Annotated in this window: 12 protein-coding genes; 3 read left to right on the top strand and 9 right to left on the bottom strand. The window is 68.6% G+C overall.

What is annotated here, in order from left to right:
• Positions 1-171: 171 nt before the first annotated feature.
• Positions 172-1266: a glycine--tRNA ligase gene (gene glyS, locus VI480_RS08690; RefSeq protein ID WP_323672435.1), complete on the bottom strand. Its 1095-nt coding sequence runs from the start codon at positions 1264-1266 to the stop codon at positions 172-174.
• An 88-nt stretch (positions 1267-1354) separates the two neighbouring features.
• Between glyS and VI480_RS08685 the strand changes: the two genes are divergently transcribed.
• Positions 1355-1789 carry a hypothetical protein gene (locus VI480_RS08685; protein WP_323672434.1) on the top strand — a complete coding sequence of 145 codons (435 nt, stop codon included), beginning with the start codon at positions 1355-1357 and terminating at the stop codon, positions 1787-1789.
• A 63-nt stretch (positions 1790-1852) separates the two neighbouring features.
• On the opposite strand, the gene recO is transcribed toward VI480_RS08685, so the two are convergent.
• Together recO and uppS are read right to left on the bottom strand one after the other, a co-directional pair.
• Positions 1853-2569 (bottom strand): DNA repair protein RecO, encoded by a 717-nt coding sequence (gene recO, locus VI480_RS08680; protein ID WP_323672433.1) that lies wholly within the window; start codon positions 2567-2569, stop codon positions 1853-1855.
• A 101-nt stretch (positions 2570-2670) separates the two neighbouring features.
• Positions 2671-3393 (bottom strand): polyprenyl diphosphate synthase, encoded by a 723-nt coding sequence (gene uppS / locus VI480_RS08675; protein ID WP_323672432.1) that lies wholly within the window; start codon positions 3391-3393, stop codon positions 2671-2673.
• Between the two features lie 63 nt (positions 3394-3456).
• Here uppS and VI480_RS08670 point away from each other — a divergent pair, with 63 nt between their 5' ends.
• Positions 3457-5400 (top strand): ATP-dependent DNA helicase, encoded by a 1944-nt coding sequence (locus VI480_RS08670; RefSeq protein ID WP_323672431.1) that lies wholly within the window; start codon positions 3457-3459, stop codon positions 5398-5400.
• Positions 5401-5413: 13 nt separating this feature from the next.
• Here the strand turns inward: VI480_RS08670 and era are convergent, their stop codons facing one another.
• The 5 genes from era to VI480_RS08645 form a co-directional block, all read right to left on the bottom strand.
• On the bottom strand, positions 5414-6295 hold the full coding sequence (era, locus tag VI480_RS08665; RefSeq protein WP_323672430.1) for a GTPase Era: 882 nt from the start codon (positions 6293-6295) through the stop codon (positions 5414-5416).
• A gap of 14 nt (positions 6296-6309) precedes the next feature.
• Complete coding sequence (locus tag VI480_RS08660; protein ID WP_323672429.1) at positions 6310-7644, bottom strand: hemolysin family protein; 1335 nt, start codon at positions 7642-7644, stop codon at positions 6310-6312.
• The gene (ybeY, locus tag VI480_RS08655; RefSeq protein ID WP_323672428.1) at positions 7641-8141 is read right to left on the bottom strand and encodes an rRNA maturation RNase YbeY; all 501 of its coding nucleotides are present in this window, start codon (positions 8139-8141) and stop codon (positions 7641-7643) included. Before ybeY ends, VI480_RS08660 begins: the two co-directional genes overlap by 4 nt.
• Positions 8142-8145: 4 nt before the next feature.
• Positions 8146-9108, bottom strand: a complete 963-nt coding sequence (locus tag VI480_RS08650) for a PhoH family protein (protein WP_323672427.1) — start codon at positions 9106-9108, stop codon at positions 8146-8148.
• Positions 9109-9253: 145 nt separating this feature from the next.
• Positions 9254-9568, bottom strand: coding sequence for a DUF3039 domain-containing protein (locus VI480_RS08645; protein ID WP_323672426.1), 315 nt, complete (start codon positions 9566-9568; stop codon positions 9254-9256).
• Between the two features lie 146 nt (positions 9569-9714).
• On the opposite strand from VI480_RS08645, the gene hemH reads away from it, so the two are divergent.
• Positions 9715-12012, top strand: a complete 2298-nt coding sequence (hemH, locus tag VI480_RS08640; RefSeq protein WP_323672425.1) for a ferrochelatase — start codon at positions 9715-9717, stop codon at positions 12010-12012.
• Positions 12013-12034: 22 nt separating this feature from the next.
• On the opposite strand, the gene VI480_RS08635 is transcribed toward hemH, so the two are convergent.
• The gene (locus tag VI480_RS08635; protein WP_323672436.1) at positions 12035-14869 is read right to left on the bottom strand and encodes a vitamin B12-dependent ribonucleotide reductase; all 2835 of its coding nucleotides are present in this window, start codon (positions 14867-14869) and stop codon (positions 12035-12037) included.
• Between the last annotated feature and the right edge of the window lie 153 nt (positions 14870-15022).

Here is a 15022-nt window from a genome sequence, read left to right as displayed (position 1 = left end):
CCACCAGCCCCGAGGCAGCTCCCGGCGACGCCGCCAGGCCGGTCGTCAGCACCGCACCGGCATCGCCCGCAAATGTCGGGTGCAGGGCCGCTGTCAGCTCGTCGAAGCTGAGATCGGCCACGGCCTGCTGCTGGCGAGCGCTCAGTCCGGTCTCAGCGTCCGCCATGGCGCTCAGAGATCCAAGCGGCCGGTGAGATGGTCTACCAGCGCGTCGATCGGCACCCGGTCCTGAGCCATCGTGTCGCGGTCTCGCACGGTCACGCATCGGTCGTCGACGGATTCGAAATCGACGGTGACGCACAGCGGCCCGGCAGCCGGCTCGATCACGTGCGGCACGTACCGCTCGCCGCTGGCCTGGTCGAAGTACTCCAGCTTCTGGCCCGAGTGCTCGGCGTGCTGGCGCAGGTCGTAATCGCCACGGTTGGCGATGCCCTCGAGTTCGCCCCAGCCCCACGGGAACAGGTACTCGACATCGCTAGTGCCGCTGGAGTAGTGGCTGAGCTCGTCGGCCTCATGGGCCCGCAGGCGCAGCTGGTGGGCGGGGATTCCCAAGTCGGCATACCACTGGAGCCGCTCGGCCAGCCAGTACTCGTACCACTGCGGCGCGTCGGCGGGCGGCACGAAGAACTCGAGTTCCATCTGCTCGAACTCACGGGTGCGGAACACGAAGTTGCCCGGCGTGATCTCGTTGCGGAACGACTTGCCCACCTGGGCGATGCCGAACGGCGGCCGCTTGCGGCTGGTCTCCAGGATGTTCTTGAAGTTGACGAACATGCCCTGGGCGGTCTCGGGCCGCAGGTACACCTCGGCGCCCGCGCCTTCCACCGGCCCAGCCTGGGTGCGGAACATGAGGTTGAACGCCCGCGCCTCGGTGAACGTGCCGCGCCGGCCGCAGTTCGGGCACACGTCCGGGTCGTCGAGCTGGTCTTGGCGGTGGCGGGTCTTGCAATAGGTGCAGTCCACCAGCGGGTCGGTGAAGTTCTTGAGGTGGCCCGATGCCTCCCATATCTGGGGCGGGCCCAGGATCGACGCGTCGAGACCCACCACGTCGCTGCGCATCTGCACCATCGAGCGCCACCAGGCGTCCTTCACATTGCGCAGGAGCTGCGCCCCGATCGGGCCGTAGTCGTACGCGCTGCGAAAGCCGCCATAGATCTCGGCGGAGCCGAAGACGATGCCACGGCGCTTGCAGAGATTGACAATCTTGTCGAACAGCGCGGGATCAGGGCCCGGCTGCTCGGGTTCGGCGCCGGCGGTACTCGTCACGGGCGGCAAGGGTACTGAGGGTCCACGGGGGCGCCGGAACGAAGGGCGGAGCTTCACCGGCCGCGCGCCGCTCATTAGGATCGCTGCTATGCGGTTGCGCGACACCACCGTGGTCTTCCTGTGTGCATTCCTCGGAATGATGGTGCTGTTCTTGCCCCTGCCGGTGTTGAACGGGCCATATGAGGATCTCCGAGCAGATGACGTGCAATGGACCTGCTCGATGCCGCTGCTGAGTCTTGCCCCGCCCGACGTGGACCTTGACGAGGTGCGGGCGGCAGTCGCTGTTGCCCGAGCGGAGGAACTCGCCACCGGGCAGGACTATGTGCCGCCCGAGAGCCAGCATCCGCTGTGCGGCGGCTTGGCCCGCACCCAGGTGGGGCTGGCGCTGCTGGCGTTCGCCGGTGCCTTCTGGAAGGGCCGCAGGTGGTGGCGCTCGACCGCCGACACAAGGGCGGAGAAGCGCTTCAAGCGGCTCCACGAGAGCGTCGAGAACCCCGACAGCCGCCCCCGCCTCTTCCGCTAGCTGAGCAGGTCGGCGCTTCGGAGGCGCCGGCGGTGCCATCCGGGACCGGCGCTGACCGGTCGCTCAGCCGAGCAGGTCGGCGCTTCGGAGGCGCCGGTCCATGTGGTACTCCCACATGCGGGTGACGGCCGCCGCGGCCTCATGCGTGTGGGAGGACGGCTCGATGTCGAGCACGGCATTCACCCGCCCGTCGATGATCGAGCGCAGCATCTCAAGCGCTTCGGCAGACAGGGAGCGGCCTCGGCGGTGGGTGGCGCAGGTCACACCGCCGCTGGCGGGGTCGAACGCCACGATCGGCGCATCGTTGCAGTCGGTGCCTACCACGCACCCGCCGAGCATCGGCGCGGTCCCCTCGTGTGCCAGCAATCGCAGCAGGAATGCGGGCAGCAGTATCTCGGAATGGACCCTGTCCAGGCGGCCCAGCGCTCCGATGAGCATCTGGTACGGCACGGGGTCGTCGCCCCGGTCGTGCACCGACTGATCCACTGCCTCGGCGAGCGTCATGGCCGTGCCCAGCCGGTCGAGATCCGAGCGCAGCGCCGGCCAGCGGTCGAGTGTCAGCGCTCCCGTCACGATGTCGAGCTCGCCGCGTCCCCGGTAGAGCTGCAGATCGACATGCCGCAGCGGCTCGACGTGGCCGGCCAGTCTGCTTCGAGTACGCCTCGCCCCCTTCGCCACCGCGCGCACCTTGCCGTGCCCGGAGGTGATGATCGTGATGATCCGATCGGCCTCGCCGAGCTTGGTGGTGCGCAGCACCACCCCCCGGTCCCGGTACTGCATTTGCGGGGACTTCCCCTTCGCTCTGTCGGATTCGCTGTGCCAGATTCGTTCGAGCCGGCGGGCGCCGCCGTGACTGCTGCGCAGCTTGGTGGCGCGCGGCCTCAGCGGTTCAGGCCGCCGAAACGCCGGTCACGGGCCTGGTAGATGCAGATGGCGTCGAACAGATCCCTCCGGCGGAAGTCGGGCCAGAGCGTGTCGGTGAACACCAGCTCGCTGTAGGCCATCTGCCACAGCAGGAAGTTCGACAGCCGGTTCTCGCCAGAGGTCCGGATCATGAGGTCGACCTCGGGCATCTCGGCGTCGTAGAGATGCTTGGCGAGCGCTGCCTCGTCGACCTCGTCTGCGGGGACACCCGAGCGCACCAAGCCGGCGGCAGCGTCGACGATCTCGGCCCTGCCGCCGTAGTTGAACGCCACCGTGAACGTGAGGCCCGTGTTGGCCGCCGTCAGCTCGACGGCCTCGTCGATGCGGGCCCGCACCCGGCGCGGGATGCGGGCATCGGGCCGCCCGACGAAGCGGATCCGCACGTTCTGCTCGTGCAGCTCATGACTGCGCCGCACCAGCAATGACTCGTTGAAGCCCATGAGGAAACGCACCTCTGACGGCGGGCGACGCCAGTTCTCTGTGCTGAACGCGTACACGGTGAGCCACTGCAGACCTATCTCGGCCGCGCCCTCGACGGTGTCGATCAGGGCCTCCTCGCCGGCAGCATGACCTTCGGTCCGCGGCAGCCCGCGCGCCTGGGCCCAGCGTCCGTTGCCGTCCATCACGCAGGCCACGTGAGTCGGCAGGCGCGACACATCGATTCCCGCACCTCGGTTCACACTGCGCAGGGTAGAACCCTCGCCGCCGCAGATCGTTGCGCCCGCCGTCCAGAATGGAGGCAGATGTCCGACGAGCCATGGGACCTTGCCCCTGCCACCGGCGTCGACGACGCCGCTGCGGCACTCGTCGAGGTGATCGCAGGACTTCCCGGCGGCGGCGAGCAGCGAGACGGCCAAGCCGAGATGGCAGCCGCAGTGCATGACGCGATGGCAGGCGGGGGCACGCTGCTGTGCCAGGCCGGCACCGGCGTGGGCAAGTCGCTCGCCTACCTGATACCTGCTGCACTCGCTGCGGCGGCGGGCAAGCGAGTCGTGATCGCCACCGCGACCCTGGCGCTGCAGGACCAGCTCGTCGGCAAGGACCTGCCGCTCGTGGCCGCGGGGATGGCCGAGCGGCTCGGGCGCCCTGTCCGGTGGGAAGTGCTCAAGGGGCGCAACAACTACCTCTGCCGTCACCGCTTCGACGAGCACGCCCAGCAGCAGTTCGACCTGGGTGACGGCCCGGCCACGCATGCCGAGCTGGCCCGGCAGCGGCAGCTGTCCGAGATCCAGGAGTGGGTGCCCCGAACGCGCACCGGCGACCGTTCGGAGCTGGCGACCGCGCCCGACGCGCGCGTCTGGTCATCGGTGTCGGTGACCAGCACCGAGTGCATCGGCGCCGAGCGTTGCCCCGAGGGCCACCGCTGTTTCGCCGAAGAAGCCCGGGCCCGCTCGGCGCGGGCCGGGATCGTGGTGACCAACCAGCACCTCTACTGCATCGACCTGTTCGGCGACGGCTACCTATTCGGGCCGCACGACGCCGTCGTGTTCGACGAGGCCCACCAGCTCGAGCCGGTCGTCACCCAAGTGGCCGGACTGGAGATCACGCCGGCTGGCTTCACGCGGCTGGCCACCGAAGCGCGGGCAGTGGGCGCTGCGGGAACGGCTGCTGATGCGGTCGCCGATGTGTCGAACCGCCTGGCCGACGAACTCGGACCATTGCGCGATACACGCTTGGGAGCCATCACCGGCGACTTGGCCAGCCTGCTCGAAGTCGCCGACAGTCGCGTCGCCGATCTCGCCGCCGAACTGCGGTCGGCCGGTGGCGACGACGCAGCCGATCTGGAACGGCTGCGCGTCGGGCGGATCGCAGCGGAGTCGCTCACTGCGCTGCGCGCCGCGCTGGACCCCCCGCAGGGAACGGTCATCCTGGTGGAAGGTCGCGGCCGGCTGCGCTTGGCACCGCTCGACGTGGGAGACCTGCTCGCAAGCCGGCTGTGGGGCCGCCAAGCGTGCGTGCTCACCAGCGCTACGCTCGGCCCGCACTTCGCCGGCCGACTCGGCGTGCCCACAGCCGACCACGCGTATCTCGCAGTGGACAGCCCGTTCGACTACCGGGCGAATGCGCTGCTGTACTGCGCCCGCCACCTGCCCGCCCCCACCAGAGATGCGTACCGGGCAGCAGCCGTCGACGAGCTGGCAGAGCTCGTCGCCGCAGTCGGCGGGCGCACGCTGGCGCTGTTCACAAGCTGGCGCGCACTCAATGACACCGCTGATGCGCTCGCTGAACATCTCAGTGACATCCGGGTGTTGCGCCAGGGAGGCGAGCTGTCGAACGCCGCTCTGCTCGACGCGCTCGGTGACGATCCCGCCACGGTGGTGTGCGGCACGATGAGCTTCTGGCAGGGCGTGGACGTGGCCGGGCCGGCCCTGTCGCTGCTGGCGATTGACCGTCTCCCGTTCACCCGGCCCAACGAGCCGCTCGCGGCAGCCCGACGCGAGGCGGCAGGCAACGATGCCTTCATGACTGTCGACGTGCCGAATGCGGCAGACATGCTGGCCCAGGGAGTGGGCCGGCTGATCCGCACCACGGCTGATCGCGGGGTGGTGGCGGTGCTCGACTCGCGGCTCGCCACTGCCGGTTACCGGTCGCGCCTGCTCGATCCGCTGCCGCCCATGCGCCGCAGCGTCGATCAGGCCGAAGCAATCGAGTTCCTCTGCTCCATCCGCAACCAGCACGCCACCTGAGGTGTGCTGGTTGTCAGTGGTGAGGCTCCGTGGGGGCCTCGGGAGCGAGCATGCGCGCGACCGCGTCGGGGGTGCGCTGCCAGTCCGGCTCCACACGAACCCGCAGCTCCAGATAGACACCGTCGAGGCCCAGCTCGCGGCGTGCCGCGGTGCCTACCTCTCGCAGCATCCGCCCGTCCTTGCCGATCACGATGCCCTTCTGCGAGGGCCGCTCCACGGCAATGTCGCAACGGATGCGGTCGGGCTCCCACTCGGTGACACGGACCGCGATGCTGTAGGGAAGTTCGTCACCCAGCCGCGCCAGCAACTGCTCACGCACCGCCTCGGAGATGCGCCACGCGTCGGGCAGATCGGTGATGCTCTCGGGTGGAAAGTACGCAGGACCCTCGCCCAGTCCGGCCGCCAAGTGGTTGATCAGGGCATCCGTGCCTTCGCCGCTCACTCCCGACACGGGGAAGTACGCATCGGCGTCGAACTTCGCCGCGGCGGACAGCTGGTCCAGCACTTGGGCCCTCGATGCCCGGTCGCACTTCGTGACTGCGACCACCGTGGAGATGCCCGGCGGCAGTGACTCCCAGATGAGCCGGTCGCCGCGGCCCAGCGGCGCTGTGGCGTCGAGCACCATGCAGATCGCGTCCACCGGCTCCAGCTCGGCGACGGCGGTGCGGGCGGTCTCGTTGAGCCGCTCCCCCAGCGGCGTGACCGGCTTGGCGATGCCGGGCGTGTCGACGAAGACGATCTGCGCGTCGGGTAGGTGCCGCACGCCCATGACACGCAGCCGAGTGGTCTGGGGCCTGGCGGAGGTGATGCTGATCTTGCTGCCCACCAGGCAGTTCAGCAGCGTGGACTTGCCTGCATTCGGGCGCCCCACGAGGGTCACAAAGCCTGAGCGCACCGCCCGCTCCGGGCCTAGCCGGAACCCGCCGGATCGGCACCTCGCCGGGCGCCGACGAGGTTGATGCGCCGGCCTTCCACCTCAAGTGCAGACAGGCACCAGCCGTCGAGTTCCGTGGTCTCGCCCGTCTCGGGCACGTGGCCCATGCGGTCGAGCACCAAGCCGCCGACCGTGTCCCAGTCGCCCTCGGGCAGTCGAAGCTCCAGCACCTCGGCTAGCCGTGACGCGGGCAGCCGCCCCGAGAACATAAACGCGCCGTCGTCCACTTCCCGGACGAGCGCCTCGTCGGCGTCGTACTCGTCGGCGATCTCCCCGACGAGTTCTTCGATGATGTCCTCGAGGGTGACCAGCCCTGCCACGCCCCCGTACTCGTCCACGGCGATAGCCAGGTGAGACTTGGACTCCTGCATCTCGCGCATCAGGTCGCTGACTCGCTTGGTCTCCGGCACGAAGGTGGCCGGCCGCAGCACCTGTGCACACGTTGCCACGCCGTCCGAGCCTGGCCGCTCCATTGCGGGGCCGTGCAGGTAGGCCGCAACGAGATCTTTCGCCAGCACGATTCCTCGGAGGTCGTCGACGCTGGCTGCGGTCACCGGCAGGCGTGTGAAGCCCGAGGCGATGACTTTCTCCAGCGCATCAGCGACGCTGTCATCGAGGCTCGCGGTGACCATGTCCGGGCGAGGCACCATCACCTCCCGCACGATGGTGTCGCCGAGCTCCATGATCTGGCCGATCAGCTCGGCCTCGCTGTCCTCGATCAGGCTGGCCTGCGCCGCAGCCGATGCCAGTGCCACCAGCTCGTCTTCGGTGACCTCGCCGCTGTCGCCCTGTGTCGCCGCAGGACCCACCGCTCTCGCGGGGAATGCCAGCAGCCGAGCCACCCAAGCGAGCGGTCCGGTGCGACTCAGCACCCGAGCAACTGGAGCGAGCACTCGCGCCATGCGGTCGTTGGCCTCGACCCCCCAGCGCCGGGGCATCGCCTCGGTCACGCTGAACAGCACGACGGCCGTCACGGCAATGGCGGCCACGATGCCCGCTGCGCCCGTTCGGCTCGCGACAACCCAGGTGACACCACCCACCAGCGTCACCTGGGCCAGCACGCGCAGCAGCGAGACCGGACCCAGCACCACCTCGCGGTCCTCCACGAGCTCTTCCAGCGAGGCCTTCGGCGGGGCGCTCAGGTGCCCATTGTCGCGGTCGCCGTTGTGACGCTCGCTGTTTCCGTTGGATTCATCCAAGCCTGAAGCGCGGGCTCGGCCCAGACGCACGAATGTCGCCTCGACCAGTCGCAGGAACATGGCCGCCGCGAGCAGGATCGCCGCTGCGACAGCGCCCAGCACCCAGTTCATGAACGGCTCCACAAGCTGCGCAAGTGCTCAGTCTCGCGGGCGCGCATGGCAGCGGCTCCGGCGGGCTCCGCGTGATCCATGCCGAGCAAGTGCAGCACGCCGTGCACGACGAGCAAATCGATTTCCGCGGTGACGCTGCCGTCGTGACCCGGGCGAGACCCCTTGCCTGCCTCCGCGTTCACTGCAGCGACCGCCGGGCACACGACGATGTCGCCGGCCAGCCGAATGCTGGCCTCGGCCGGCGTCCGCGGGCCCGGCACAAGATCCAGCGGGAAGGCAAGCACGTCGGTCGGCCCGGCATGACCCATGTGAGCTTCATTCAGCGCGGCCATCTCGTCGCGGCCCACGAACGTCACAGCGGTTTCGGTGCCCGGCGGCACACCTTCGGCCTCCAGCAGCTGCCGCACCAGCACGCGGTAGCGCCGGGTATCGATCTGCACGTCGTTCTGACGATCTGCGATCAGCACGCCGTCGGTGCCGGTGCAGCCACCAGCCACTCGTTCACTCGCTGCCGTTGCGTTTCGCGTCACGCCGGTCATATGCCGCCACGATGTCGCCGACAATGCGATGCCGGGTGATATCCCGCCTGCCGAGGCGAGCGAACGCAAGCCCCCCAATGCCGTCCAGCGCCTGTTCCACGTCGATCAGCCCGCTCTTGCCGCCGGGCACGTCGATCTGCGTGCGGTCGCCGGTCACGACCACCTTGGAGCCGAAGCCGATGCGGGTCAGGAACATCTTCATCTGCTCGGGTGTGGTGTTCTGCGCCTCGTCGAGGATGATGAAGCTGTCGTTCAGCGTGCGGCCGCGCATGAATGCCAGCGGCGCCACGTCGATCGTCTTGCGCTCGAGCAGTTTGGCGGCGGTCTCCACATCGAGCATGTCGTACAGCGAGTCATACAGCGGGGCCAGGTACGGATCGATCTTGGCCATCAGATCCCCAGGCAGGAAGCCCAGCCGTTCGCCCGCCTCCACTGCCGGACGGGTGAGCACGATGCGCCGCACGGCCTTCGACATCAGTGCATCGACGGCAAGCGCCACCGCAAGCCATGTCTTGCCGGTGCCGGCCGGCCCGACAGCGAAAGTCACGATGTTGGAGCGGATCATCTCCACGTAGCGCTTCTGACCGGCGCTCTTCGCCCGTACCACCCTGCCGTTGGGCGCACGCACGATCGGAGCGGACAGCACATCGCTCGGGCTCTCGTCGGCCTCGACCATGTCGATGACGCGGTCGAGCGTCTCGGGTTCGATGCGCTGGCCGGCCTCGAGCACGTGCACCATCTCCTCGAAGACCTGCCCGACGAGCGCTGCGCTGGGGCCCGCCACGGTGATCTCGTTGCCGCGCACATGAATGTCGGCATCTGCGAAGTGGTCCGCCACCAGCCGCAAGTGCTCGTCGCGATGTCCCAGCACCCCGACCATGAGGTGATTGCCCGGCACGTGTATCCGGACCTGTGTGTCGGTCACTGGGCTCCGGCGCAGTAAGTCGTCAGCGCAGCGCTCATGAGTCGACGGCGCGCAGACGGCAACCAGACTTGCCGACGGTTGGTTCGGTCACGATGGTCGCAAGGCTAGTCGCGTCCCGCGATCTGCCATTGTCCAATTTCTTGCGTCACGAACGCAGGCCGGCATAGATCTCCTTGCAGGCCGGGCACACCGGGTAGCGCTCGCCGTCTCGCGTCGGCACCCACTTCTTGCCGCACAGCGCCACGACCGCTTCGCCGCTGACGGCCGAGCGAGTCAGCGCCGTTTTGTTGACGTAGTGAGAGAAACGGTCGTGATCGCCCTCGGTCGTACGGGTCTCGGGGCGCTCGATGACGTCGGGACTGCCCGCGGCAGAACCGCTGGCGACCAGTTCGTTGACGGCACGGCCGCCGATGGCATGAACGTTGGCGGTGTGGGTCAACATCTCGCTGCTCTGGGTCACGTGTGGGGTCGGCTCCTGCTGGTGCAACGGTACGGCAGTAGTGTGCCCACTCGCGCCGAGACCGCACTGGCGGTGCATGCGTGCGCGGAAGGGCAGCCCCAACCCACCATGGCCAGGACTTCTTCCCAGCCGCCGGGAGCGGCGCGATGAGCCCAACCGTCGAAGGCCAGAGGCTGGACTCCGCTGCCGGATGGGCCGTCGCGCTGTCGGCCGCACTGGCGACATTCGCCGTGTTCGCTGTCTCGTACAGCTTCGGCGTGGTGCTCGACTCCATCCGGATCGAGTTCGGCATCGGGACGGGCCTGGCCGCGCTGCTCTTCGCGATCCCGACCTTCGTATTCTTCGTGCTCGGCGTGCTCACCGGTCAGCTCGGCGATCGCTACGGACCCCGTCGTGTCTTGCTCGCAGGCGCTGCGGCTCTCGGTGCCGGGTTGTGGGCGACCAGTCTGGCCCAAGAGCTCTGGCTCGCGATCACCACGTACTCACTGGGCGTGGGAATCGCCGTGGCGTGCGCGTATGTGCCGATGGTGTCCGCTGTGAGCGGGTGGTTCGAGCGGCATCGCGCCGCGGCACTGGGCGTGGCTGTTGCGGGGATCGGTCTCGGCCAGTTCGTGGGGGCGCCGACAGCGCAATGGCTCATTGCACGCTACGGCTGGCGCGACACGTATCAGGTGCTCGCGGTGGCGGCAACGGGCCTGCTGCTGATGGCCCTCTTCGCCGCGCGGCGCCCACCCCTGGAGGCACCGCAGAGCGAGATGCCCTCAGTCCGACGGCTCCTGCACAATCGGCGCTTCACGCTGCTGTACCTGTCGATGATGCTGCTGAGTTCCAGCTTGTTCGTCCCGATCATCTTCATCAAGGACTACCTCGAAGACCTGGGCAAGCCAGGCGGTGAGTGGCTCATCGGCATCATCGGGCTGGCCTCGCTGCTCGGACGGCTGGCGCTCGGAGCACTCGGCACCGTGCTGCCGCTCATGCGGCTGTACCAGATCTCGTTCACCGTCATGGGGTTCAGCTACCTGATCTGGCTGTTTGCCGGCGACAACTACACGCTGCTGGTGATCTACTCGCTGGTGATGGGCAGCAGCTACGGCGGATTCATCGCTCTGTCTCCCGCCGTCGCCGCGGAGCTCTTCGGGCTGGCCGGGCTCGGCGGCGTGCTGGGCGCGCTGTATACCGCTGCGGGCATCGGCGGCCTCGCAGGACCTCCGTTGGCCGGGCTGCTGATCGACGATGTGGGCTACCGATTCACGATCGTGGTGGCGATGGCCGTGGCGTTGTCGTCGGTGCCGCTGCTGGTTGCTGCGGGGCGTGCGCGCGCTGTGCCCCTCGCCACCGTCGGCGCCGGTGAGGCTGCCGCCCGTGCCACGACGCCGGCACAGCGCGGGCCGGTGACGGTTCAGTCCTTCCGGGCTGCACCGGCCCAGGCAGCCCTCGGACCCGAGTCGATCGACTCCGTGCTGCTGCAGTCGTTCGGGGGGCCGGAAGGTCCTGACGACGTGATGCCGTTCTTGCAGAACGTCACTCGGGGACGCGACGTTCCAGCAGAGCGGCTCGCTCAGGTCTCCCAGCAGTACCTGCGTCATGGCGGCGTGAGCCCGATCAACGAGCAGAATCGCTCATTGCTGGCGGCGCTGTCGAGCGAACTTGCTCGCCGGGGTACGCCATTGGCGTGCTACTGGGGCAATCGCAACTGGCACCCGTTCCTGCGTGACACCGTCGGTCAGATGGCCGGCGATGGCCGCCGCCACGCGGCAGTGATCGTGACCTCCGCATTCAGCTCCTATTCGGGCTGCCGCCAATACCACGAAGACCTTGCACGAGCTGCCGACGAGGTGCCCGGAGCGCCACGCCTCTCGCGGGTGCGCGTCTATGGCAATCACCCCGGATTCGCAGGCGCCCTCGCTGAGCGCATCCGGGAGGCACTCGACGGCGCTCGCCTGCCCAGCGATGTGCGCACCCTGTTTACGGCCCACAGCGTGCCGAACCGGATGGCCGCGTCGTGCGACTACGAGGCACAGCTCAGCGACGCCGCCGAAGCCGTCGCCGGCATGGCAGGACTGACCGGTGACATCGAGGTCGTCTACCAGTCGCGCAGCGGCCCGCCGCACGTGCCCTGGCTGGAACCTGACGTCAGCGACCGTCTCGCCCAGCTCGGCTCGACGGGTTGCCGCACCGCCCTTGTCGTGCCGCTCGGCTTCGTCTCCGACCACATGGAAGTGCTTGCCGACCTCGACACCAAGGCGCGCGCCACCGCCGCCCGCGCCGGCATCACCATGGTGCGTGCTCGGTCCGTCGGCACGCATCCATTGTTCGTGGAGGCACTGGTGGATCTCGTGGAGGAGACGGCAGGCCTGCGGGCCGACCGGCCCGCGGTCGGCCTGCTGGGGCCGCGCCCGGACAGCTGCGCACCGGGGTGCTGCCCGCTCGAGCGAGGCGCCTGACTGCCTCTCGCCAGCTCGACCGTCAGCCGCAGCCGCTGGTTGCGCCGCAGGAGCGGCAGGCGAAGCACGAGCCGGCGCGCACCATCCGATCGCCGCAGGTCATGCACAGCGGCGCATCGGCGTACCCGTACACCGCAGAGCGGTGCGACGGCGGATCTGGCGCGGGCTCGGCACCGATCGCGCTCTCGACCGATGCGCTCTCGAGCCCAGGCAACGGCGGATCGGTGCGCTCGTCGACGCTGAGCACGCCAAGCTCTGTGCGCTCTTCCAACGACAGGTATTCGAGCGCCAGCCGGCGGAAGATGTAGTCGACGATGCTGGTGGCGATCCGGAGCTCTGGGTCGTCGGTGAGCCCGGCAGGCTCGAACCGCATGTTGGTGAAGGCCTCCACGTAGGAACGCAGCGGCACCCCGTACTGCAAGCCGTGGCTGACCGAGATGGCGAATGCGTCCATGATCCCGGCCAGCGTGGAACCCTGCTTCGCCACAGTGAGGAAGATCTCGCCGGGCCGGCCGTCGTCGTACTCGCCGACGGTCATGTAGCCGTGGCAGTCGGTTACCCGGAACGAGAACGTGCGTGACCGGCGGCTGCGCGGCAGCCGGTTGCGCGGCGGCACCACGGCTCCCCCCAGCACGGCAGCGGAGGCCGCAACCCCCTCGACCGATGCGTCCATGGCCGGTGCACCAGCCGACGACGTCGCCGGCCCAACCGACAAGGGCTGGCTCACCTTGCAGTTATCGCGATAGATCGCCACCGCCTTGAGCCCCAGCCGCCACGATTCGACGATGAGGTCCTCGATGTCGCCGGCGGATGCCGACTCGGGCAGGTTGACGGTCTTGGAGATCGCACCCGAGACGAACGGCTGGCAGGCGGCCATCATCGCAACGTGGCCCTGCGGCGAGATGGCATCGCTGCCGATCGAGCAGGCGAATACCGCCCGGTGAGCATCCGCCAGGTGCGGCGCGCCGGCGATGTGGCCCGTCGCGAGGATGTGCGCCTCAATGTCGGCGATCTCCGAGAGCGAGTAGCCGAGCCGGTTGAGGGCGACAGGCACCGTCGAGTTCACGATGCGCAGATCGCCACCGCCCACCAGCTTCTTGTGCTTCACCAAGCCCAGATCGGGCTCGATCCCGGTGGTGTCGCAGTCCATCATGAACGAGATCGTTCCGGTGGGGGCGATCACCGTGGCCTGAGAGTTGCGAACGCCATGAGACTCGCAGCCCGAGATGGCATGGCGCCAGCGAGCACGCGCAGCGGCACGCAGGTCGTCGGTCAGCACCGCCATTCCCCCAACGGCGCCGGCCGGGTCTGGGCACATTTCGATGCTGTCCAGCAAGTCGCTATGCCGGCCCAGAACGCCGTGCATCGCATCCGCGTTCGCGCCGAAGCCATCGAAGGCCCCGAGCCGTTCGGCCAGGTCGGTTGACGTGGCGTACGCCTCCCCGCACATGAGCGCGGTGAGCGATGCAGCGAGCGCCCTCGCCTGCGGAGAGTCGTAGGGAACGCCCGCTGCCATCAGCAGCGCCCCCAGATTCGTGAAGCCCAGCCCGAGCTGGCGGAAGCGCCGTGATGTCTCGCCGATCAGCTCCGTCGGGTAGTCGGCGTGGCTGACCAGCACGTCCTGGGCGATGAACGTGATGCGCACCGCCTGGCGGAAGCCCTCGATATCGAAATCACGACCGGCGGCATGGTCCCCAAAAAAGGGCAGCAGGTTCACGCTCGCCAGGTTGCAGGCCGAGTTGTCGAGGTGGACGTACTCACTGCATGGGTTGCTGGCGCTGATCGGGCCGTGGGCGGGCGCCGTGTGCCAGCTGTTGATGGTGGTGGAGAATTGCACGCCAGGGTCGGCGCATTCCCAGGCCGCTTGGGCAATCTGGCCGAGGAGATCCCGTGCACGCATGACGGTGGTGACCTCGCCGGTCGTGCGAGCCCGCAGCTTCCAAATGCCGTCGGCCGCGACCGCCTCCATGAACTCGTCGGACAGCCGGACCGAGTTGTTCGCATTCTGGTACTGCACCGAGAACGAGTCGGCGCCGTCGACATCCATGTCGAATCCGGCGGCCGCCAAGGCGCGTGCCTTGCGCTCCTCCCGTGCCTTGCACCACACGAAGGCCTCGACATCGGGATGATCGGCATCGAGCAGCACCATCTTGGCGGCGCGCCGGGTCTTGCCGCCGCTGCGGATCGTGCCCGCCGACGCGTCGGCGCCACGCATGAAGCTGACCGGACCGCTCGCCGTGCCGCCGCCCGACAGCAGCTCGCACGATGCCCGCAGCGTGGACAGGTTCACTCCGGCGCCCGAGCCGCCCTTGAAGATCCGGCCCTCGGTGACGTACCAGTCAAGGATCGATTCCATCTCGTCGTCGACAGCAAGGATGAAGCAGGCCGACGCCTGCTGGGGCACATCCTTCACGCCGATGTTGAACCAGACCGGGCTGTTGAAGGCCACCCGCTGGTGAATCAGCAGCCAGGCCAGCTCTGCGGAGAATGTCGCTTCCTCGTCCGGCGATGCGAAATAGCCGTCGCTGGCCGCCCACCGGGTGATGGTGCCCGCAACGCGGTCGATGACTTGGCGCAGCGATTGCTCCCGCTCCGGCGTGCCGAGGGGGCCGCGGAAGTACTTCTGAGCAACGATGTTGACCGCCGTGGGGCTCCAATCGGCGGGGAATTCGACGTCGGGCTGCGCGAACGCAACGGACCCGTCGACCGCGTTCGTGATGGACGCATCGAAGCGCTCCCACCGCGCGGTGTCATAGGGATGAGCGCCGTCAGCGGTGAAATGCCGCTGCAGGCGCAACGGCGCGCCAGCAGACCGGTGCTCGGAGCCCTCGTCCCGCACCCGCTGCTCCTCGGTCATCGCCACTTACCGCTGACCTCCTGCACCAGTGTCGCAAACCGCAGTCGACCCGCTGGGACGCGCCTGCGAGCCTTGCCGCCGCCGGCGACAGGCGCACGCTACGACCGCTCCCCTGTGGAACGAAAGGGGCAACGAACAGGCCTTCATGGGGAC

This window comes from Candidatus Poriferisodalis multihospitum, assembly GCF_028283155.1.
GTDB lineage: Bacteria > Actinomycetota > Acidimicrobiia > Acidimicrobiales > Poriferisodalaceae > Poriferisodalis > Poriferisodalis multihospitum.
Note: the sequence above shows the minus strand (reverse complement) of the source record. Positions and strands in the feature narration are given on the sequence as shown.